Consider the following 18,616-nt stretch of genomic DNA (forward strand, 5'->3'; position numbering starts at 1 on the left):
CCGTGGTGTAGTTGGCCTAACATGCCTGCCTGTCACGCAGGAGATCGCGGGTTCGAATCCCGTCGGTTCCGCCACTTTTATGATTTTGCCGGTGTAGCTCAACTGGTAGAGCAACTGACTTGTAATCAGTAGGTTGGGGGTTCAAGTCCTCTCGCCGGCACCATGATTTTCTTTTAGCGGTTTGAATAGAACCGGGTCCGGTTGGACAAACTATAATGTTCCTACATTGCGTTGGAACAACGTATGGCGGTCGTGGCGAAGGGGTTAACGCACCGGATTGTGGCTCCGGCACTCGGGGGTTCAAGTCCCCTCGATCGCCCTTTATCTTAACTTTATAGGGGATTAGCCAAGCGGTAAGGCAACGGACTTTGACTCCGTCATGCATAGGTTCGAATCCTATATCCCCTGCCATTATTTTTTCGGTGAGAGCCATTAGCTCAGTTGGTAGAGCACCTGACTTTTAATCAGGGTGTCGAAGGTTCGAGTCCTTCATGGCTCACCAGTTATATTATGCGGTCGTGGCGGAATTGGCAGACGCGCACGGTTCAGGTCCGTGTGGGCTAACCCCCCGTGGAGGTTCGAGTCCTCTCGACCGCACCAATCATATGCGGACGTGGCTCAGCGGTAGAGCATCGCCTTGCCAAGGCGAGGGTCGCGGGTTCGATTCCCGTCGTCCGCTCCAAATATGCGCCCTTAGCTCAGCTGGATAGAGCGTTTGACTACGAATCAAAAGGTCGGGAGTTCGAATCTCTCAGGGCGCGCCATATTTACTCTCAAGTATCGGGATGTAGCTCAGCTTGGTAGAGCACCTGGTTTGGGACCAGGGGGTCGCATGTTCAAATCGTGTCATCCCGATTTTTTATAAGATGCGGGTGTAGTTCAATGGTAGAACTCCAGCCTTCCAAGCTGGTAGCGTGGGTTCGATTCCCATCACCCGCTTAACGAATCGCAAAATAGCTCTTGCCTTGTGCAGGGCTATTTTTTGTTTTGTATCGAAAATATATGGTCATCCGATCAACGATTTGAATTTGATAACAGACGTGATCTTTGATTAAATAAATGAAGTGAATTATGAACAACGATCAGGGGGGATTCGAAGGATGAAGCGGGCACTTGTTATTGGAGGACATGGAACATTGGGCAAGGCGGTTGTTGCCAAGCTGCAGGAATGGTCAGTGGAAGTTGTAACTGCAGGCAGAAATTCGGGGGATTATACCGTCGATATGACTTCAACCGATAGTATCAAGACGCTTTTTGAAACGGTTGCCAATATTGACTACGTCATTGTGACAGCAGGCCAGACTCATTATGCCAAGCTGGCTGACCTCACGCCCGAGAACAACATGATCAGCGTGCAGAGCAAGCTGCTTGGTCAAGTCAACATTGTGCTCATCGGTCAACACTACATTAACGATAAGGGAAGTTTTACACTGGTCAGCGGAATTATCAAGGACCATCCGATCGAACAGGGTGCTTCCAGCGCGATGGCGAACGGGGCTATTGATGCATTTGCCAAGGCGGCTGCTTATGAACTGCCAAGAGGTATCCGTTTGAACTCCGTCAGTCCGAATCTGTTTGTGGAATCGGCCGAGAAATACCGTGATTTCTTCATTGGGTTTAACCCGGTGCCCGTTGAGCGCGTCGCCAATACGTTCATTCAAAGCGCGCTTGGCATTGAAACAGGGCAAACATTCAAAGTGTATTGATACTGCCACATTTATATAGGAAAAAGAACATCTGAAAAGGATCGTTTATCTCACCGCAAAGTGCTAGTGGACAAATAAAGGCCTCATTTCATTGATCTTAAGGATCAGAAATGAGGCCTTTATTTCATGCTATTTTTACCAGCCAGCAGGGGGTAATCGTTCCGGCTGTTCTGTCAAAAGTGGAGATGTATCAGAAACGCGATGCTCAAACAACATACCCCGTAGATTCCATTAATAACGTTCCAAAATAAGTTGGGTTTTCAGGCCGTCTCCCGGAAGAAGCCAGTTTTCGTTCTCCAGCAGCTGCATCAGTTGGGCACGGAGGCCGGATACCGTAGACGCGTCGTCTGTCTTGAAGGAGACCTCCACGATGTTTTCAACCCCCGTGCCAGCTTCATTCAGAATCGGCCACACTTCAAGCGTCATTTCTTGACCGTTCCAAGTCCCTTCATAACGCTCGAACGTAATCGGGCCGTAGGCACGGGAAGCGGACAATTGTTGTTTGCCCCAGTTGGAAGCAGACCAGTTTTTCAGTTTGCCCGGCAGTTTGTCGAGCAGCATTTCCAAAGCCTTGCTATCGGAAGGAAGCTGCGCGCCGCTTGTTATGGCATCGACTTTTTTGGTATTGGAGAAGCTCAGGGTCTGTTTGCCGTAGCCCCAATCGATTTCAGCCTCGTAATTATCGTCAGATGCGTCAAATCCCTCCTGGTTAGCCAGCGTCAACGCTGCTTCGACATCACCATCAATGATCGGGTAGCGCTTTTTATAGGTCAGCTCGTAATTGTTTTTATCCTCCTTCTTGCGGAAGCGTACGTTCCAGCCCTGCTCGTCCAATCCAAGGGAATCGGTGTCAAAATATTCTACGCCAATGGCTCGTGGCGAGCTGTCCAATCCAAGCGTTTGCAGTACGTCGCTGTTTGGTTTGCCGTCGGCATTCAGCACGGCTTCCGGCTTGGCCAAAAACTTGACTTCATAAGCGGGTACCGCGTTGGCCGCAGCCGATGCCTGAGGAGTTTCGAGCACCGTCAGTCCACTTCCCAGCGTCATGATGCTCAGCATGATTGAAGCGGTGACCTTTTTCCATGTTTTCAAAACATTCACTCTCCCTAAACTTGGATTAACGTACAGAACCAATGTAGCGTTCTAATATCTTGAATCCATCAAATGGAGGGCCTGTTTGCGTTAATCCTGCATAGATTTGATGAATGGTCCCCGATAGTTTTTATTCATAAGATCAAAAACGGACAGGCGGAAAGTGGGTGCTCATCTCGCGCAGCATTTCCTTAAAACGGTTCACCTGCACGGAGGGATGGCGTTCTTTATTATGCACGGCATAGATATGGCGGGAGGCCTGTTCTCCTGGAATAGGGAGCACCTGGACAAGCCCTTGCCGTTCCTCCCACTGCACGGCCATCCGCGACATGAAGGACACATGCCCGCCGAGTAGAACCAATTGTTTGATCGCTTCGAGCGAATCCATCTCCACGGCAGTGCGCAGACGGACGGCATGCTGCTCCAGCCATTGGTTGGTCAAACGGCGCGTGCTGGATTCATCCCCATGCAGGGCAAAAGGAATCCGCGCAATATGCTCGGGCTGCAATTCTTCCAGCTGCGTTAACGGGTGCTGCGGGGCACAGATCAACACCAGGTCATCCGCACACAGTGGCTCTGCGTGCAGTAAAGGTCTCACGAACGTTTCGGAAGAGATGATGCCGAGATCGATCTGGTGCCCGATGAGCATGTCGCGGATGGCGGACGAAGGTTTGACCGACAGCACGATGCGAATGCCCGGGAATTCCTGCGAAAATGCATTGAGCATGGCCGGCAGCAAGTAGGTTGCAGGCACATAGCTTGCCCCAATATGCAGACTGCCCCGATACAGGCTGTCATATTCCCGTACGACGCGGCGGGCTTCCTGGGTAAGGGCATTGATTTTGACGGAATAGTGCAGCAGGGCCTGTCCTGCCTCGGTCAGAAAGGTTTTGCCATTGCGCGATTCAAAAAGCCGCACGCCCATTTCTTCCTCCAATGATTTCATATGAAACGTGACAGTGGGCTGTTTAATGCCCAGAACTTCGGCGACGCTCGTCATGTGGTGATGTTTGTCGATCAGTTCGACGATTTGCAGTTTGATCAGATTCAAGCGAAAAGCACTCCTTCCATATTACATATCTCCTCTATAGATTTAATCTATGAACATCAACAGAATTCATCTAAAAAGTTAATTCCAATTTTACATTCGGCTCATACAAACCGCGAAGGCAGGCGTTAGACTAAGATCAGAACAGAGGACAGGCAGGGGTGCTCATGAAACTAGAAATCAGAAACGTGCAAAAATCGTTTAACCGGACGCCGGCGCTGTTTCCCACCGATCTGACGCTGGAGCATGGTCAGTTCACAACACTGCTCGGCCCGTCCGGCTGCGGCAAAACGACGCTGCTGCGTATACTGGCCGGATTGGAGCAGCCGGATGCGGGAGAGATTTATGCCGACGGCGAGTGTATCTATTCCGCAGACAAGCGAATCGATGTGCCTACGCATAAGCGAAATCTCGGCATGGTGTTTCAGGATTTTGCCTTATGGCCCCATATGACGGTATATGAGAACGTAGCATTTGGACTGCGGGCCGGCAGGCAAAAGGGCGAACTGCATCAGAAGGTCACTGAAGCGTTGGAGATGGTACGTTTGCAAGGCATGGAGGATCGTTATCCTCACCAATTGTCGGGCGGACAGCAGCAACGGGTCGCTTTTGCCCGGGCGGTGGCAGTCAAACCAGGCGTCATTTTGTTCGATGAACCACTGAGTGCGTTGGATGCGGTACTACGGGAGGAAATGCGGCTGGAGATGATGGCCCTGGTACGCGACATGGGATTGACGGCGTTGTACGTCACTCACGATCAGGTCGAGGCGATGTCCATGTCGGATGAAATCGTTGTGATGCAAAAAGGGAGGATTATGCAAAAGGGCGCTCCTGAAACGATCTATTCCTCGCCAAGCAATGCATATGTCGCTTCGTTCATCGGCAAATCGAACTGGCTCACCACAGATCAATCCATGATTCGTCCGGAACATGTATTTTGGAGCAAGAGCGAGCATGATGACCTGTGCTATCAGGGCGAGGTGATCGATGTCAGTTATGTCGGTGAACGCTACGAAATTCGGGTACAGATCGACGGTCTTGGCATCTGGACGACCTACTCAAACAAAAGAGTGAAAGCCGGTGAGCGCGTCAAGCTGTATGTGTCGCCGGACCGGATTTGCCGTATGGGTGAAGAGCCTGCGGAGCGCAAGGTAGAACGCAGCGCTAGCGGGGCTAGCGCATAGAGCGACAGTACGGTAGCCATGCAATGTTACATTTTCGCTGAAATCGATAAAAACAAATTGAACAAAACCAAAGGAGAGGTATTGCAAATGATGAATGTTAAAAAACGCAAAAAAGGCGCCATGCTGCTGCTGACGGCAGTAATGAGCATCAGTTTGTTCGGCTGCAGCACGGGGAACGGGGCAACGGGCACAAGCGCACAGGGCTCTGGGGAGAGCAGCACGGCGGCGGCAGGGGCAGAGGCACCAGCCACATCGACTACCGGTGGGAAACTCGTATTGTACAGTGCCGGCCCGCAGAAACTGGCAGATAACATCATCCATGGTTTTACAGAGAAAACGGGCATTGAAGTCGAGATGTTCCAAGGAACGACAGGCAAAATTTTGATCACCGGTTATTTGAGCGCAAACGGGGATAAAGGCTGGGACTTGTTCAGCCAATACAAAGCGAACGGCGTTGCCATGGCTGGTGCCAACCAAGAGGCGCTTGATCCGGTCATCACCGGAGCGAAAAGCATCGTAGCGGCAGGCGTGGATTACATGGCGTATTCCTCCAAAGCGAAAGGCGAACCGCTGGATATCGTATACCCATCGGAAGGAACCGTGGTCAGCCCTAGACCGGCAGCGATCCTGAAATCGAGCAAAAACGTAGAGAACGCGAAAGCATTCATCGATTATTTGTTGTCCGACGAAGCACAGAAACTGGTTGCAGATGCTTACCTGATTCCAGGACGCGAAGATGTGGAAGCGACTAACCGTGCCAATCTGAAGGATATTCCTCAGCTTAAAGTCGACTGGAACTGGATGAGCGAGAATGGCGACGACACAGCGGCACGCTTCTCGGAGATTTTCAAATAAACGGCTTCGCGATCTGAGGTGAACAAGCAGTGAGACCTGTTGCAGTGGACAACAACCGTATTTTTCGGAGAGTGGGCGTCATTCTCGCCCTCTTTCTGCTAACCGTAAGCATTGGCGTGCCGCTGCTGCTGATTTTCTGGCAGAGCGTGTACGTGGACGGGCAGTGGGATTGGATGGCCCCGCTAAGAACTATTGCCGGACACCAATTGTCCGGGGTGCTGTTGAATTCTGTTTGGCTGGGCATATGTGTAGCGGCGGGTACGACGCTCTTGTCGCTGCCGCTGGCTTGGATGATGGCAAAGACGCGCATGGGACGGCATCGCTGGGTCGACGTCATATTGATGATTCCTTTCATGACCCCGCCGTATATCGGCTCCATGGGCTGGATTCTTTTCATGCAAAAAGGAGGCTATCTGCAGCAATGGTGGCCTTCGTCCGCAAGCTGGACCGAGCATTTCTTCAGCTTCTGGGGCATGGTGCTGATCATGAGCTTGCATCTGTTTCCTTTCTTGTACCTGCTGCTCAGGGATGCGCTGATCCGCATCGGCGGAAACCTGGAAGAAGCGGGAGCCGTGCATGGCGCGCCGGCAGGGTACCGGTTCAGACGCATTATTTTGCCGCTGCTGCTGTCATCTTACGGCATGGGGATCATGCTTGTGTTTGTCAAAACGATTGCGGAATTCGGAACGCCGGCGACGTTTGGCCGCAAGATCGGGTATTACGTCATGACTTCGGAGATCCACAAGTATATCTCCAGTTGGCCCATCGATTTCGGCAAGGCGACCTCGCTCGCTTCGATCCTTTTGTCGGTATGTCTCGTGATGTGGTATATGCAATCGGCCATGAGCCGTAAGTTCACGTACCGCTTGGTCGGAGGGAAAGGCCAGCGTTCCAAAACCTATTCCCTTCGCGGGGGTGCCGGCTGGTTGTGCGGTTTGTATATGGCGGCATTGCTCATATTGTCGGTCGGCATTCCCTATTTCTCGATCATTGCCGCTTCGACGATGAAACTGCGCGGCGCGGGGCTCTCCTTCAACAATCTCACGTTGGAGCATTACGGCACCCTGCTCACATGGGGTTCGGTCAGTATGAAAGCGATCCTGAACAGTCTGGGATTGTCGCTCGCGGCTTCTACGGTGGCCGTTATTTTCGGCACGGGTTTTGCGCTGGCCATTGGCCGCTCGTCAACGCGCATGCAGCGTGTCATCGACCTGTTCAGCTTGTTGCCCAACACGGTACCGGGCATCGTTATGGTGGTGGGACTTATCTTGTTGTGGAACGCACCGTGGATGCCGGTTAATCTGTACAACACGTACGGTATGGTGGTGCTAACCTATGTGGTATTGTTTCTACCCTATACGGTACAGTACGTCAAGTCGAGCTTTACCCAGATTGACGGCACATTGTTTCAGGCTGGTCAGGTGTTCGGCGGAAAGCCGCTATATATTTTGCGGCGGATTCTGGTTCCGCTCATCATTCCGGGCATGCTGGCCGGATGGATGATGACCTTTACGATCGCGGCGCGGGAGCTGGTTGCTTCGCTGCTGATCCTGCCACCTTCGATGCAGACGTCAGCTACCTATATTTTCGCTCAGTTCGAGCAGGGGCAAGTATCGCTTGGCATGGCGATGGCCGTTGTTTCGGTCGGCATGACGGTGTTGATGCTGCTGGGCATTGAGATTTTGAATTCAAAGAGAAAGTGGAATGCATCATGATGAAGTTGAAGGTATGGGGCGGAGCGGGCGAACATGGACGTTCTGCCTACCTCCTGAGCGGAAGCCATGTTCACCTTTTATTGGATTGCGGGGTGAAGAAGGAAGGAGCCGGGGAATACCCGCTGATCGATCCGGAAATGGTTCCGCAGCTTGGAACGGTATTGTTGTCCCATGCCCATGAGGACCATTCGGTGGCGATTCCCCTGTTGTACCGGATGGGTTATACGGGAGAAGTATGGACGACCCGGGAAACTCGTGAACAGCTGAAATCTTATTTTCAATCATGGCGAAATAACATGGAACGTGCGGGGAATGAGCTGCCTTATACCGAAGCCGATGAGCAGGCCATACGTTATCGTTACTTGGAAGACGAATCGGAGAGCGCGCAATGGTTCGAAATTCTTCCCGACGTTCAGGTCATGTGGGGAAAGAGCGGGCATCTGGCCGGTTCGGTATGGCTGGGCCTACGGATGGAGGGCAAACGTATTTTCTATTCGGGGGATTACACCTCCGAATCCATGTTGCTGCAGGATGACTGTCCGGCAGACACGTTACTTATGCATGATGATCAATGGATTCATGAGCAACGAACGGGTACAGAACATGGTGAACGTTTGGGCCGGGAAGGAGTCGCTGTATCGTCCAAGCATCGCCTCAAAACGCTGGAGCATGTCAAACCGTCGACGGAAATTGCGAGCTTATCGCACGAGGCATTTATCCCGCATGTCATGGATTTGACCATCATGGATGCCGCTTATGGGACCGATTCCGAAACGCAGCAGGACAAACTGATGCAGTTGCATGAGGCTTTGCGGCAAACGTTGGACCGCGGCGGCAAAGTGCTTCTCCCCATGCCTGCGGTAGGGCGCGGACAAGAGCTTGTGCTCTGGGCACGGCAGCAGTTTCCGGGCGTACCCCTAATTGTGGAACCGAAACTGGCTGCAGGCATGATGCAGTTACTCCACTCCCCATACTGGTTGAAGAAATCCGGGGACTTGGGGCCAGGAACGGCAGTGGATGTCATCAAAAGGTTCCTGAACGAAGGCGGCTGGAGCTCGCCAATCACGAATGAGGAGCGCCAGCAGCTGCTGGAACGGACAGGACCGTCCTTATGGTTCATCTCCGACGGCATGCTGCAGTCCACGCTGGCACGGTGGTATTACAAGCAGTTTGCCGATGACAGCAAAAATCTTGTGCTGATTACCGGGCATGCCGCGAAAGGGACTTTTGCCCACCGGTTGTTGGAAAACCCCAAGGGGTACGGTGCTTGCGAAGTGCGGAAAATACGCTACAAGGTGCATCAAGGCGTGCGAGATGTCAGAGATATGCTGAACCGGATCCCTGCCAAACACACGGTGCTTGTGCATGCGGATCGTGCCGAAACCGATCGGTTGAAGCAGACGCTGCTTAAAGAGCGTGACGGCTTGCAGCCGGAGAAGGGGCTTTTGCATTCATTGGGCCCTGGAGAAGAACTGATTCTATGAACCAATGATATGCTGTGAATGGAATGACCTGCTGGGTGCTGGATGCACCTAAGCGGGCATTTTGCGTTATGTGCGGTTCGCCATACTTTTTGGGCGTTTTATGATATTGCAGCACAAAAAAACAACCTACATACGACCATCCATTTAGGTAAACCAAAACATATCGCTGAAATGATCCATTATTTACAGAAGGATCAAGAGCTTTGGGTTAATGGAAAGCAGCATATGATAGACAATGCTTGGGAGCTGCTGCAAGTCATGGGTTACTCCGATATGGAACCAATTTGGATCAAGCAATGATAGTTGGAGTAAATCTAAGAACAATGCAGATTTGCCTCATTTTCGATGATAAGCGGTACATAAAGGAGTTGTTCCGATGTTTGGTATGAGTGTAATATAATTTCATAATATTATTGACTTGTGAAATTTTATATCATATACTGAGTAAAATTTGTTCGAGAAATCGGATTCAATCGGCTTGCGGGAGGTATGGGGGAATGGATCGTGGCAGTTTTCCGATGTGGGAACAGTATCGCAAGAAACGGGAACATGTGGTGATCGGCCTGATGTCGGGCACGTCACTGGATGGGACGGATGCGGCACTGGTGCGAATCCGGACGGATATAAGCGGTGCCTTGCAACAGATCGAGCTCGTTGATTTCATTTGCGTTCCGTATTCGGACACATTAAGAGAGCGGTTAATTCGGCTGTGTTCGCCCGAAACGGCCCGCATCGATGACCTTACGACCGCGCATTTTGGCGTTTCCGAGTGGTATGCGCACAGCGTGAGCGAGCTTATTCGTTCAGCAGGCATATCCCTTGCCGATGTCGACGTAATCAGCATGCATGGTCAGACGGTGTGGCACGCGCCGGAGGAAGCGGCTTTTCCCGGCCCGGCGGACACACTCCTTAACGTCAAATCGACTCTCCAGATCGGGGAGTGTGCCGTCGTTCGTGAACGGACCGGACTACCTGTCATCGGCAACCTGAGAGCCAGGGATATGGCTGCCGGAGGTGAAGGTGCGCCGCTGACGCCGTATGCGGATGCGCTGATGTTCCGAAGTCCAGCCGAAGGAAGGCTGGTACAGAACATCGGGGGAATCGGAAACGTAACTGTTTTGCCTCCGCTTTCTTCAATGGAAGAGGTATCGGCTTTTGATACGGGACCCGGAAATATGGTCATCGACGCGATTGTTCGACAAGCTACCGAAGGACGGCATCTTTATGACCCGGATGGCAGCATCGCTGCCAGAGGGAAGGTGGATACAATATTACTGGAGCAATGTCTGGACGATGAATATTTCCGCAAAATGCCTCCAAAGAGTACGGGCCGTGAAGTTTACGGGGCTGCTTACGCCGAACGTATCATGCAATGGGCACGGCAGCATTCATTATCGTTGGAGGACACACTAGCCACCACGACTTACCTTACCGCAGAGACCATTGTGCGGTCTGTGGAGAATTTCGTTCTGCCTAGAATGAACGTAGCTGCTATGCTGGCTTGTGGCGGGGGGACTTCCAACGCTACCCTGATGCGCATGATCCGCGAGCGCCTTCCCGCGAGTATTCGCCTTGAGCGTACAGCTGATCATGGCGTCCCGGATGACGCACGTGAGGCGATGGGTTTTGCGTTGCTAGGACATGAAGCGCTGATGGGAAGGACGAATACTCTTCCAGCTGTGACAGGAGCGTCAGCCCCCGTAATTTCGGGCATCCTGACGTTATGACTCAGGTGGAATTTTACTCTTTACACTCAGATTAGACTTTTAAGAAAGCATAAGACAAAATGAATGTACATGAATCAGTACGGAAGGGAGGCGCAGATGGAAGGCATGAAAGGCGGGCTTGTGCGTTTGCGCGCTATATTGGATGATTTGACCCCATCGGAACGGAAGATCGGGGCTTATATTTTGGAGCACCCTGAAGAAACGGTGCAGTCTTCGGTTGCGCAGCTGTCGGAGCGCAGCGGGGGCAGTCCGGCGGCGATCATCCGCCTGTGCAAATCGCTGGAGGTGACAGGCTTTCAGGAACTGAAGCTGAAGATTGCCGGGGATTTGCAGACAGGGGAGTCGTATGAATATACGGAGATACGTCCACAGGACTCCATGGAAAGCATCATTCAGCACGTCTCGGCGAACAACATTCAATCGATCAAGGACACGGTTCACATTTTGGATCCTCGCATGGTGGAGCAGGCAGTGGATGTGCTGCAGAAGGCAAACCGTATCTTTTTCTACGGCGTGGGAGCGTCCAATCTGATCGCTTTGGATGCACACTACAAATTTATGCGCATCAACCGTACGAGCTTTTCGTTCGCCGATCCGCACATGCAGATTTCATCCGCTACGACGCTCCGGGCAGACGACGCCGTCGTCTGCATCTCGTATTCGGGCGAAACGGGCAGCGTCGTGTCTTGCTTAAAGCATGCACGCGAAGGCGGAGCAGCAACGATCAGCATTACGAAATGGGGCAGCAATACGTTAAGTTCGCTTGCGGATGTTCCCCTGATGATTACCTCCATGGAGAGCAATATTCGCAGCGGAGCCACCTCTTCGCGCATTGCGCAGCTTAACGTGATCGATATCCTGTATCTGGCGGTCGCCAGCAGGGACTATAACCAATCGGTTCAGTATTTGGAGAAGAGCCGTCAGGCCATCCTGGAACACAAATAAGTTGCAGTCAACCGGACGCTTGATTCCTAGGGCAACAACACACTTCGGCAAGCCACGGCCAATAACCCTTTTCTAACGTCCGTACCGGCACGAACGCTAGAAAAGGTTTTTTTGTATTTTTGCCATATTGCGAAGCTGACCCATAGAGTTGAGTATTGGTCTACTCTATAAAAAAAGAGCCCGGACCATGCCGGACTCCAAGCTGCAAGCTTCATCCTTCAGCCTGCAGCTCGCATGCGTATAAACGATTGCATGCCCGCTTGCGGCACGCCGCGCGTTCTGTATTGCCGTCATGAAGAGCCGGCAATGGCGCTGCGGACAAACCCGCCAGCCGTATCCAGCCTTTTCACAGCTTCCGTCGCGTCCACATTGGCCATCAGCATGACGATGGCCGTTTTGACGTGTCCGTTTGCTTCAGCGAACGCCTGCTCCACTTGAGGTTCGCTGGCATCCGTTGCCAATCGGATCATACGCTTGGCCCGATGGACAAGCTTTTGGTTCGACGGGTTCAGGTCGACCATGAGATTGCGGTATACCTTGCCGAGCCGAATCATGGCGGTGGTGGTCAGCATATTCAAAATCATTTTTTGTGCCGTTCCAGCCTTCATGCGGGTAGAACCCATCACTACTTCCGGGCCGACAACAGCTTCGATGCTAATGTCCGCCAAGCTGGACATGGGGGAGCCTGCGTTATTGCTCAGGCTGATCACTCCGGCCCCCAATTCGCGCGCCCGTTTCATGGCACCCAGCACGTATGGCGTTCTGCCGCTGGCAGCGATGCCGACTACAACGTCATGATCATTCACGCCATGGTCATCGAGATCAGCCGCACCGGTTGATTCGCTATCTTCGGCCCCCTCGACCGGGTCCTTCACGGCACGGAAGCCTCCGGCAATAATACCTTGCACCATGCTGGGCGGCGTGCCATAAGTCGGCGGACATTCCGAAGCATCCAGAATGCCGAGCCTGCCGCTGGTGCCTGCGCCAACGTAGAACAGTCTGCCGCCGGAATGGAAAGCTTCGACGATGCGATCGGCCGCTTGGGCAATGACTGGAATAAGCGGCTGAATCAGCTCGGCAATGCGGCGATCCTCCCGATTGATCAGTTCAACGATCTCCGCAGAAGGCAGTACGTCGATCTGATCCGTTAGCGGATGGGGTTGTTCGGTCAGCAATGAGTTAAGCATGTGATTCATCAGTATGGCCTCCTTGTCTCTTCTATCTGGTATCGTGCAGGGAGCGATGGAACCGTGCCAAGCGTGCCGCGCCAATGGCCGGAGGTGGAGCATGCTCCGTCTGCACGTATTCGAGTCCTTCGTAGTACCGGGAAAGCTGCTGCATAAAGGCCTCTCGGTACAATGGAGAATGACGAAATAACGATCCGGACAATACGACGGGTGCTGCAGGGAACTCCGGGTCTCGGGCAATCAGCGCTCGTGCGGTCTCGGCGAGGTGCCTTGCCTCGTCAGTGACCAAGTCGCTCGCGACAGGGTCTCCCGCTTCAGCCGCCGCGATGGCGAGGCGGGCGAGCGAAGCGGTCTCCTTTTTTCCCCAACCGTTGTGATATACGCGATCCTTGAGCTCTGTTGGTTCCTTGAGCCCCAGTTCTTGCAAGAGAAGCGAAGTCAACCGGGTTGGTGGCAGAATGCCGTCATGGCTCTGCATGACCGATTGAAGTGCGCGCTGCCCGATGCGATAACCGCTGCCTTCGTCGCCCAGCAAATGTCCCCAACCACCCGTGCGATAACGGGTGCCTTCAGAGTTGAATCCATAGACGATGGACCCCGTGCCGGAGATGCAGAGAACGCCGCGCGTACTACCCAAAGAGGCCATAAGAGCCGTTTCTCCTTCAGTCACAATCCAGACAGGGCATGTGTTAAACGCTTCCGGTAAACGTCTTTTCATGTATTGAATCACGACATCACTGATCATCTGACGTTCTTGCATTTTGTCTATACCTGACATACCAAGACATATACCATCACATTTTGTCAAAAGCTCATGATTTGTGCCAAATAGTCGATCCAATACTCTTTCCAGCTCGGGAACGGCTTGCTCCAGCGACACGCTATATGGGTTGCTTGGTCCTCCGCTGACTTGAGCAACAATATCTCCCGTATCGGAAATCAGCGCTGCATCTGTATTGGTACCGCCTCCATCAATACCCGCATAGACACGCAAAGTGAATCACCTCGCTTGCTTCATTTTTCTTTGTTCATAGTATAGTGGCAGGGAACGAAAAAGTAAAATTAAATTTTATGATTAAAAATATTGTTGAATTTTTATTTCACAGCTCATATAATGAACTCAATCTACAATTTTGGAAGGAATTAATACTGTTAATGTCATCTAAATTGACGTTAAACTTTCATTAAAAAGATTTGATTAGCAAAGGGCGGGTCGAATCTGAAGGGGAGGATGCGGAGAGGTTTCAAAGGGTCAGCACACAGATTGGAATTGGCTCAGATATTTACCAAAGGTAGATGACATGCGAAGGAGATGAAAGCATGAAGAAGAGAAGTCTGGTTTGGTCCATGCTGTTAATGATGATTCTGGTAACGGCCTGTGGCAATGGGGGGAGCAGCGCGACGGAGAACGATCCTGACGCAAACGATACGGTGACGGTATGGACGTATCCGGTTCATGGCACTTACGAAGACGAGCTAAAGGATCTCATTGCAGATTTTAATAAAGAGCATCCGAATATCACGGTGAAGACCGAAGTGCTCTCATGGGCTGAGGGACCGAAAAAATTCGATGTTGCGCTGAACGCGGGGAATCCGCCTGATCTGTATTTCCACAGCGTGGACGGAACTTATGTGAATACCGGGCTTGCCCTGGAGTTGGACTCTTATCTGACGCCGGAGATCAAGGATGATTACCTGCCGGGAACGCTGGAGCTAGGCCAGATTCAAGGCAAGCAATATGGTCTCCCTTTATACCAATTCCAGTGGGCGTGGGGCGGAAACAAGCGCATTCTGGAGGAAGCGGGCATTGACTGGCAATCCATTCAGGCGAACGGCTGGACCTGGACCGAATTCAAGGAAGCCGCCGCGAAGTTGACCAAAACGTTGGATGGCGGCAAAGCTCAGTATGCTCTCGTTACCGATGGCACGTCGCTTGACTTCATTGAAATGTTGACGCGTAATAACGGCATGATCGACGTATTGGACAAAGACGGCGTGTTCCAGTGGAACGATGGCCGCATTCTGGATACGCTTGGTTTCGTCAAAGAACTGATGGATCAAGGTTACATGCCGAAGGAAACGGCCGCAATCGCTCCGGCGAAACGCACGGACATGTTCTATGCCGGCGAAGCGGCAATCATCTCCAAGGCGATTCCTTATTACGACGTGATGATCCAGAATCGCAGCAAAGACATCGATGCGGGCAACGTGCAAGGTGAAAAAATCGATTTCGTGTTGTTGCCTGTGCCTCACAATGACGACCAGCCGGCTCAGACGACGATGGGTGGCGAAGGTTATGTCGCGTTCAGACAGAAAAACGACAAAGGCGAGCAGCATGCCAAAAATACATTCCTGGTCATGGAGGCGCTTAGCGGCGCGAAGGCGGGCAATTCGGCCAATGAGTTGGCACTGCCGTTCGTAAGAAAGTCCCAGGCGGACCTCTTCAGAGGCAAGGAGCTGGGCAAACCGGAAAATATCGCTGCTGCCAACCTTATGGCTGAGAACATTGCAATGCCGGTTGTACTGGAACTGGATATCGACAAGGCTGCCCAAATGAAACAGTTTAAGGAGCAGGTTGTGAAACCGAATATTCAGGCTTTGTTCTCGGGGGAGAAAACGCCTGAGCAGATCGCTGAAGACTTCAAAGGCAAAGGCCAGCAAATGTTTGGCCAATAAGCATCCAGGCATCATCATCTCGGAGAGGAGGATTCGCCATGCAGACCGCCCTTGCGCCAAAGCCGTCCGCGGCCCGGACTTCCCGGTTCGCCCGGTTTTGGCGGGATTACGGGTGGGCGTATTTGTTTATTTTGGCGCCTGTCCTGCTGTTTCTTGTGTTCACGCTGTACCCGGTACTGTCGGCACTGGTCATGAGTTTCCAGAAGTACAATATTATGAATTCCACGTGGGTCGGGCTGGACAATTACGAGCGTTTGGTCAAGGACGATACGTTCTGGAAATCCATCCGCAACACGATCATTTTCACGGTGGGCACCGTGCCGGTCAACATTCTGATTACGTTTGTGCTGTCTTATTTCATCTTTCAAATGAAAAGCAAATGGCAGACCTTCTTCAAAGCTACGTTATATCTGCCTGCCGTGGCATCCGGAGTAACGATTTCCATCGTCTGGCTTGCCATTTTCGATCCCACCGACTCCGGTTTGCTGAACCGTTTCCTGAGCCTGTTCGGCCTGGACCCGGTCATCTGGCTGGGGCAGTCGGGAACGGCGTTATTTTCGCTTATTCTGATGAACTGGCTCGGTTCGCATGGCGCGGGCATCATCCTGTATTTGGCGGCGATGGGCGGCATCCCGAAGTCGCTGTATGAAGCGGCGGACATTGACCATGCCAGCGGCTGGACCCAATTCAGCAAAATCACGTGGCCGCTCCTCAAACCGACGACGCTCTATCTGCTTGTTACCGGAGTCATTACGTCTTTTCAGGTATTCATTTCGGTATATCTAATGACACAAGGCGGCCCGAACTTTGCCACAACGACGATTGCTTACCTGATTTATGAGACGGCCTTCAAGTTCTACGAATTCGGATTGGCGTCGGCGCAGTCGTTCGTGCTCGCGGTGATCATCATCGTCATCTCCGTGATTCAATTCAAGTACTTCTCGAGCGATATCGAGTATTAAGCAATCGGAGGTGAATTTCATCCATGAAAACATCACGCCATAAGCTGCTGCTGATCATAGCTGCCGTTCTGCTAAGCGTGTGGACGATCGTGACGGTCATCCCCATGTACTGGATGTTGGTAGGCTCGGTGCAGGATAGCGCAATGTCGGCATCCTTTCGGCCGCAGATGCTGCCGAATCAGCTGTCCTTGTCGCCGTATGAACGCTTTTTTGCCAAAACGGACGCCTGGCGCTGGCTCTATAACTCGCTGTTGATTTCGGCTATCCTGACCGTGACCAACGTATTCTTTGCTTCGCTGGCAGGGTATGCGTTTGCCAAACTGAAATTTCCGGGCAGTCAGGCTGTCTTCTGGACGCTGCTCGGCACGATGATGATTCCTGCTCAAGTTACGCTGATCCCGCTCTACATTTTGATGGTCAACGTGTTTAACCTCGGCGACACATACATCGCCATTATTCTGCCTGCCGCGGTAAGCGTAGGCAACATCTTTTTGATGAAACAGTTCATGTCCACGCTGCCAACCTCGCTGATCCATGCGGCGCGCATCGATGCATGCAGCGAATTCGGCATCTTCTGGAAGGTGATTCTGCCTATGGCGAAGCCGGGGATCGCGGTGCTTGCGATTTTTACCTTCGTCGCTTCGTGGAACGAATTTTTCTGGCCGTTTCTCATTACCAATTCCAACGAAATGCGCACCATTCAGGTGGGGCTTGCATCATTCGTCTTTGCCGAATCGACCGATTTCGGGGCGATGATGGCAGGAGCGACGATCGGCGCGCTGCCGATGATCATACTGTTCTTCTCGCTGCAGCGTTACTTCCTGCAGGGAATTACCATCGGCGCGGTTAAGGGATAACCCCTCTAATCGGGCTATAACACATGCGACAACGCAAAGGGGGATCTGCCAATGGCACGCGTGGAGTTTCGCCAAGTACGCAAAGAATTCAAAGATGATCATAAAGGAACGTTCACGGCTGTCGCCGGGTCGGACTTTGTCATAGAGGATAAAGAGTTCGTGGTGTTCGTCGGTCCGTCGGGATGCGGCAAAACCACGTCGCTGCGAATGATCGCCGGGCTGGAAAAACAAACGAGCGGAGATATCGTCATCGGCGACCGGATCGTGAACGAGCTGCATCCGAAGGATCGCGATATTGCGATGGTGTTCCAGGACTATGCGCTGTATCCACACATGACGATCCGGGAAAATTTATCCTTTGGACTGAAAAACTTGAAGAAACCGAAAGCTTACATTGATGAAAAGGTAAACCATGCCGCAGCCATCCTGGGGCTTGAGGCGATGCTGGAGCGCAAGCCGCGCGAGCTTTCCGGCGGCCAGCGTCAACGGGTTGCCGTGGGCCGCGCCATCGTGCGCGACCCGCAGGTATTCCTGTTCGACGAGCCTTTGTCGAACCTCGATGCCAAGCTGCGCGTGCAGATGCGTGTGGAACTGGGCGAGCTGCACAAGCGCTTGGGGGCGACGATCGTATACGTGACGCACGATCAGGTCGAAGCAATGACGCTGGGAGAGCGCATCGTGGTCATGAACCACGGCGACATTCAGCAGATCGCTTCGCCGAAGGAATTGTACGCAAGTCCGCGCAACATGTTCGTGGCCGGATTCATTGGCTCGCCGGCGATGAACTTTATCGATGCGCGGCTGGATGGTGCGCAGTTGGTTTTGGAGGGCACGTCGTTTGCTTTGCCGGAGGATGTGCTTGAGCGTTTGCGCGAGTATCAGGGCAAGCGGTTGATTCTCGGCATTCGGCCAGAGCATGTTTTTGGCGAGGATGTTGCGCCGAATATTCCGAGGGACCATATGCTGCAGGCAAGAGTGCAGGTCGTTGAGCATCTGGGCTCCGAAAATTTGATTTATTTTCCGTTGGGTAATCGTACCGTTACCGCCAAGGTGCACCCTGAGACGCATACGTATGTGGGTATGGATAAAGTGTTTGTGCTGGACCTGCGTAAGGCGCATTTCTTTGACCCGGAAACAGAGCTTGCAATTGGACGCGAATAAGTGGTGGAACAAGGAAG

The 18,616-nt window shown here is 52.4% G+C and carries 16 protein-coding genes and 9 tRNA genes; 21 read left to right on the top strand and 4 right to left on the bottom strand.

Annotation, left to right across the window (positions count from 1 at the left end):
• Positions 1-87 precede the first annotated feature (87 nt).
• The 10 genes from RSX24_RS30975 to RSX24_RS31020 all read left to right on the top strand — a co-directional run bounded on the left by RSX24_RS30975 (position 88) and on the right by RSX24_RS31020 (position 1,706).
• A tRNA-Thr gene (locus RSX24_RS30975) sits at positions 88-163 on the top strand.
• A gap of 83 nt (positions 164-246) precedes the next feature.
• Positions 247-319: transfer RNA gene (locus tag RSX24_RS30980), tRNA-His, on the top strand.
• A 17-nt stretch (positions 320-336) separates the two neighbouring features.
• Positions 337-411: transfer RNA gene (locus RSX24_RS30985), tRNA-Gln, on the top strand.
• A 15-nt stretch (positions 412-426) separates the two neighbouring features.
• Positions 427-502 (top strand) — tRNA-Lys (locus tag RSX24_RS30990).
• Positions 503-512: 10 nt separating this feature from the next.
• Positions 513-600: transfer RNA gene (locus tag RSX24_RS30995), tRNA-Leu, on the top strand.
• A gap of 7 nt (positions 601-607) precedes the next feature.
• A tRNA-Gly gene (locus RSX24_RS31000) sits at positions 608-682 on the top strand.
• A 5-nt stretch (positions 683-687) separates the two neighbouring features.
• Positions 688-764 (top strand) — tRNA-Arg (locus tag RSX24_RS31005).
• Between the two features lie 17 nt (positions 765-781).
• Positions 782-855: transfer RNA gene (locus RSX24_RS31010), tRNA-Pro, on the top strand.
• A 13-nt stretch (positions 856-868) separates the two neighbouring features.
• Positions 869-939: transfer RNA gene (locus RSX24_RS31015), tRNA-Gly, on the top strand.
• Between the two features lie 161 nt (positions 940-1,100).
• Entirely contained in the window at positions 1,101-1,706 is a 606-nt protein-coding gene (locus RSX24_RS31020) for a short chain dehydrogenase (RefSeq protein ID WP_236421468.1), read from the top strand.
• Between the two features lie 231 nt (positions 1,707-1,937).
• Here RSX24_RS31020 and RSX24_RS31025 read toward each other — a convergent pair whose 3' ends face one another.
• Both RSX24_RS31025 and RSX24_RS31030 read right to left on the bottom strand, forming a co-directional pair.
• Complete coding sequence (locus RSX24_RS31025) at positions 1,938-2,798, bottom strand: CYTH domain-containing protein (RefSeq protein WP_438286909.1); 861 nt, start codon at positions 2,796-2,798, stop codon at positions 1,938-1,940.
• A 142-nt stretch (positions 2,799-2,940) separates the two neighbouring features.
• Positions 2,941-3,849 carry a LysR substrate-binding domain-containing protein gene (locus tag RSX24_RS31030; protein WP_343262757.1) on the bottom strand — a complete coding sequence of 303 codons (909 nt, stop codon included), beginning with the start codon at positions 3,847-3,849 and terminating at the stop codon, positions 2,941-2,943.
• A 164-nt stretch (positions 3,850-4,013) separates the two neighbouring features.
• Between RSX24_RS31030 and RSX24_RS31035 the strand changes: the two genes are divergently transcribed.
• The 7 genes from RSX24_RS31035 to RSX24_RS31065 all read left to right on the top strand — a co-directional run bounded on the left by RSX24_RS31035 (position 4,014) and on the right by RSX24_RS31065 (position 11,756).
• Positions 4,014-5,030: an ABC transporter ATP-binding protein gene (locus tag RSX24_RS31035; protein WP_343262758.1), complete on the top strand. Its 1,017-nt coding sequence runs from the start codon at positions 4,014-4,016 to the stop codon at positions 5,028-5,030.
• Between the two features lie 87 nt (positions 5,031-5,117).
• On the top strand, positions 5,118-5,885 hold the full coding sequence (locus RSX24_RS31040; RefSeq protein WP_343262759.1) for an extracellular solute-binding protein: 768 nt from the start codon (positions 5,118-5,120) through the stop codon (positions 5,883-5,885).
• 29 nt (positions 5,886-5,914) lie between these two features.
• Complete coding sequence (locus tag RSX24_RS31045) at positions 5,915-7,600, top strand: ABC transporter permease (protein ID WP_343262760.1); 1,686 nt, start codon at positions 5,915-5,917, stop codon at positions 7,598-7,600.
• Entirely contained in the window at positions 7,597-9,084 is a 1,488-nt protein-coding gene (locus tag RSX24_RS31050; RefSeq protein WP_343262761.1) for an MBL fold metallo-hydrolase, read from the top strand. The genes RSX24_RS31045 and RSX24_RS31050 overlap by 4 nt, the downstream gene beginning before the upstream one ends.
• A 42-nt stretch (positions 9,085-9,126) precedes the next feature.
• Positions 9,127-9,384 carry a hypothetical protein gene (locus tag RSX24_RS31055; RefSeq protein WP_343262762.1) on the top strand — a complete coding sequence of 86 codons (258 nt, stop codon included), beginning with the start codon at positions 9,127-9,129 and terminating at the stop codon, positions 9,382-9,384.
• Between the two features lie 197 nt (positions 9,385-9,581).
• Positions 9,582-10,811, top strand: a complete 1,230-nt coding sequence (locus RSX24_RS31060) for an anhydro-N-acetylmuramic acid kinase (protein WP_343262763.1) — start codon at positions 9,582-9,584, stop codon at positions 10,809-10,811.
• 105 nt (positions 10,812-10,916) lie between these two features.
• Positions 10,917-11,756 carry a MurR/RpiR family transcriptional regulator gene (locus RSX24_RS31065; RefSeq protein ID WP_236421472.1) on the top strand — a complete coding sequence of 280 codons (840 nt, stop codon included), beginning with the start codon at positions 10,917-10,919 and terminating at the stop codon, positions 11,754-11,756.
• Between the two features lie 290 nt (positions 11,757-12,046).
• Here RSX24_RS31065 and murQ read toward each other — a convergent pair whose 3' ends face one another.
• Both murQ and RSX24_RS31075 read right to left on the bottom strand, forming a co-directional pair.
• The gene (gene murQ, locus RSX24_RS31070) at positions 12,047-12,952 is read right to left on the bottom strand and encodes an N-acetylmuramic acid 6-phosphate etherase (protein WP_339275675.1); all 906 of its coding nucleotides are present in this window, start codon (positions 12,950-12,952) and stop codon (positions 12,047-12,049) included.
• Between the two features lie 22 nt (positions 12,953-12,974).
• Positions 12,975-13,937, bottom strand: coding sequence for an N-acetylglucosamine kinase (locus tag RSX24_RS31075; protein WP_236421459.1), 963 nt, complete (start codon positions 13,935-13,937; stop codon positions 12,975-12,977).
• A 326-nt stretch (positions 13,938-14,263) separates the two neighbouring features.
• Here RSX24_RS31075 and RSX24_RS31080 point away from each other — a divergent pair, with 326 nt between their 5' ends.
• Genes RSX24_RS31080 through RSX24_RS31095 form a run of 4 tightly spaced genes read left to right on the top strand, consistent with a single transcriptional unit; the run spans position 14,264 to position 18,599 of the window.
• Complete coding sequence (locus tag RSX24_RS31080; RefSeq protein ID WP_236421458.1) at positions 14,264-15,619, top strand: ABC transporter substrate-binding protein; 1,356 nt, start codon at positions 14,264-14,266, stop codon at positions 15,617-15,619.
• 38 nt (positions 15,620-15,657) lie between these two features.
• Entirely contained in the window at positions 15,658-16,581 is a 924-nt protein-coding gene (locus RSX24_RS31085) for a carbohydrate ABC transporter permease (RefSeq protein WP_236421457.1), read from the top strand.
• Between the two features lie 23 nt (positions 16,582-16,604).
• Complete coding sequence (locus tag RSX24_RS31090) at positions 16,605-17,438, top strand: carbohydrate ABC transporter permease (protein ID WP_236421456.1); 834 nt, start codon at positions 16,605-16,607, stop codon at positions 17,436-17,438.
• A 51-nt stretch (positions 17,439-17,489) separates the two neighbouring features.
• A complete protein-coding gene (locus RSX24_RS31095) occupies positions 17,490-18,599 on the top strand; it encodes an ABC transporter ATP-binding protein (RefSeq protein WP_236421455.1) in 1,110 nt (369 codons plus the stop codon).
• Positions 18,600-18,616 lie beyond the last annotated feature (17 nt).

This window comes from Paenibacillus hubeiensis, from assembly GCF_032334105.1.
Classification (GTDB): Bacteria; Bacillota; Bacilli; order Paenibacillales; family Paenibacillaceae; genus Paenibacillus; species Paenibacillus hubeiensis.

Bases quoted from the DNA above. Each gene is read 5' to 3' on its own strand.
- RSX24_RS31020 (WP_236421468.1), top strand. From the start codon at position 1,101: ATGAAGCGGGCACTTGTTATTGGAGGACATGGAACATTGGGCAAGGCG.
- RSX24_RS31035 (WP_343262758.1), top strand. From the start codon at position 4,014: ATGAAACTAGAAATCAGAAACGTGCAAAAATCGTTTAACCGGACGCCG.
- RSX24_RS31040 (WP_343262759.1), top strand. From the start codon at position 5,118: ATGATGAATGTTAAAAAACGCAAAAAAGGCGCCATGCTGCTGCTGACG.
- RSX24_RS31050 (WP_343262761.1), top strand. From the start codon at position 7,597: ATGATGAAGTTGAAGGTATGGGGCGGAGCGGGCGAACATGGACGTTCT.
- RSX24_RS31055 (WP_343262762.1), top strand. From the start codon at position 9,127: ATGCACCTAAGCGGGCATTTTGCGTTATGTGCGGTTCGCCATACTTTT.
- RSX24_RS31060 (WP_343262763.1), top strand. From the start codon at position 9,582: ATGGATCGTGGCAGTTTTCCGATGTGGGAACAGTATCGCAAGAAACGG.
- RSX24_RS31065 (WP_236421472.1), top strand. From the start codon at position 10,917: ATGAAAGGCGGGCTTGTGCGTTTGCGCGCTATATTGGATGATTTGACC.
- murQ (WP_339275675.1), bottom strand. From the start codon at position 12,952: ATGAATCACATGCTTAACTCATTGCTGACCGAACAACCCCATCCGCTA.
- RSX24_RS31080 (WP_236421458.1), top strand. From the start codon at position 14,264: ATGAAGAAGAGAAGTCTGGTTTGGTCCATGCTGTTAATGATGATTCTG.
- RSX24_RS31085 (WP_236421457.1), top strand. From the start codon at position 15,658: ATGCAGACCGCCCTTGCGCCAAAGCCGTCCGCGGCCCGGACTTCCCGG.
- RSX24_RS31090 (WP_236421456.1), top strand. From the start codon at position 16,605: ATGAAAACATCACGCCATAAGCTGCTGCTGATCATAGCTGCCGTTCTG.
- RSX24_RS31095 (WP_236421455.1), top strand. From the start codon at position 17,490: ATGGCACGCGTGGAGTTTCGCCAAGTACGCAAAGAATTCAAAGATGAT.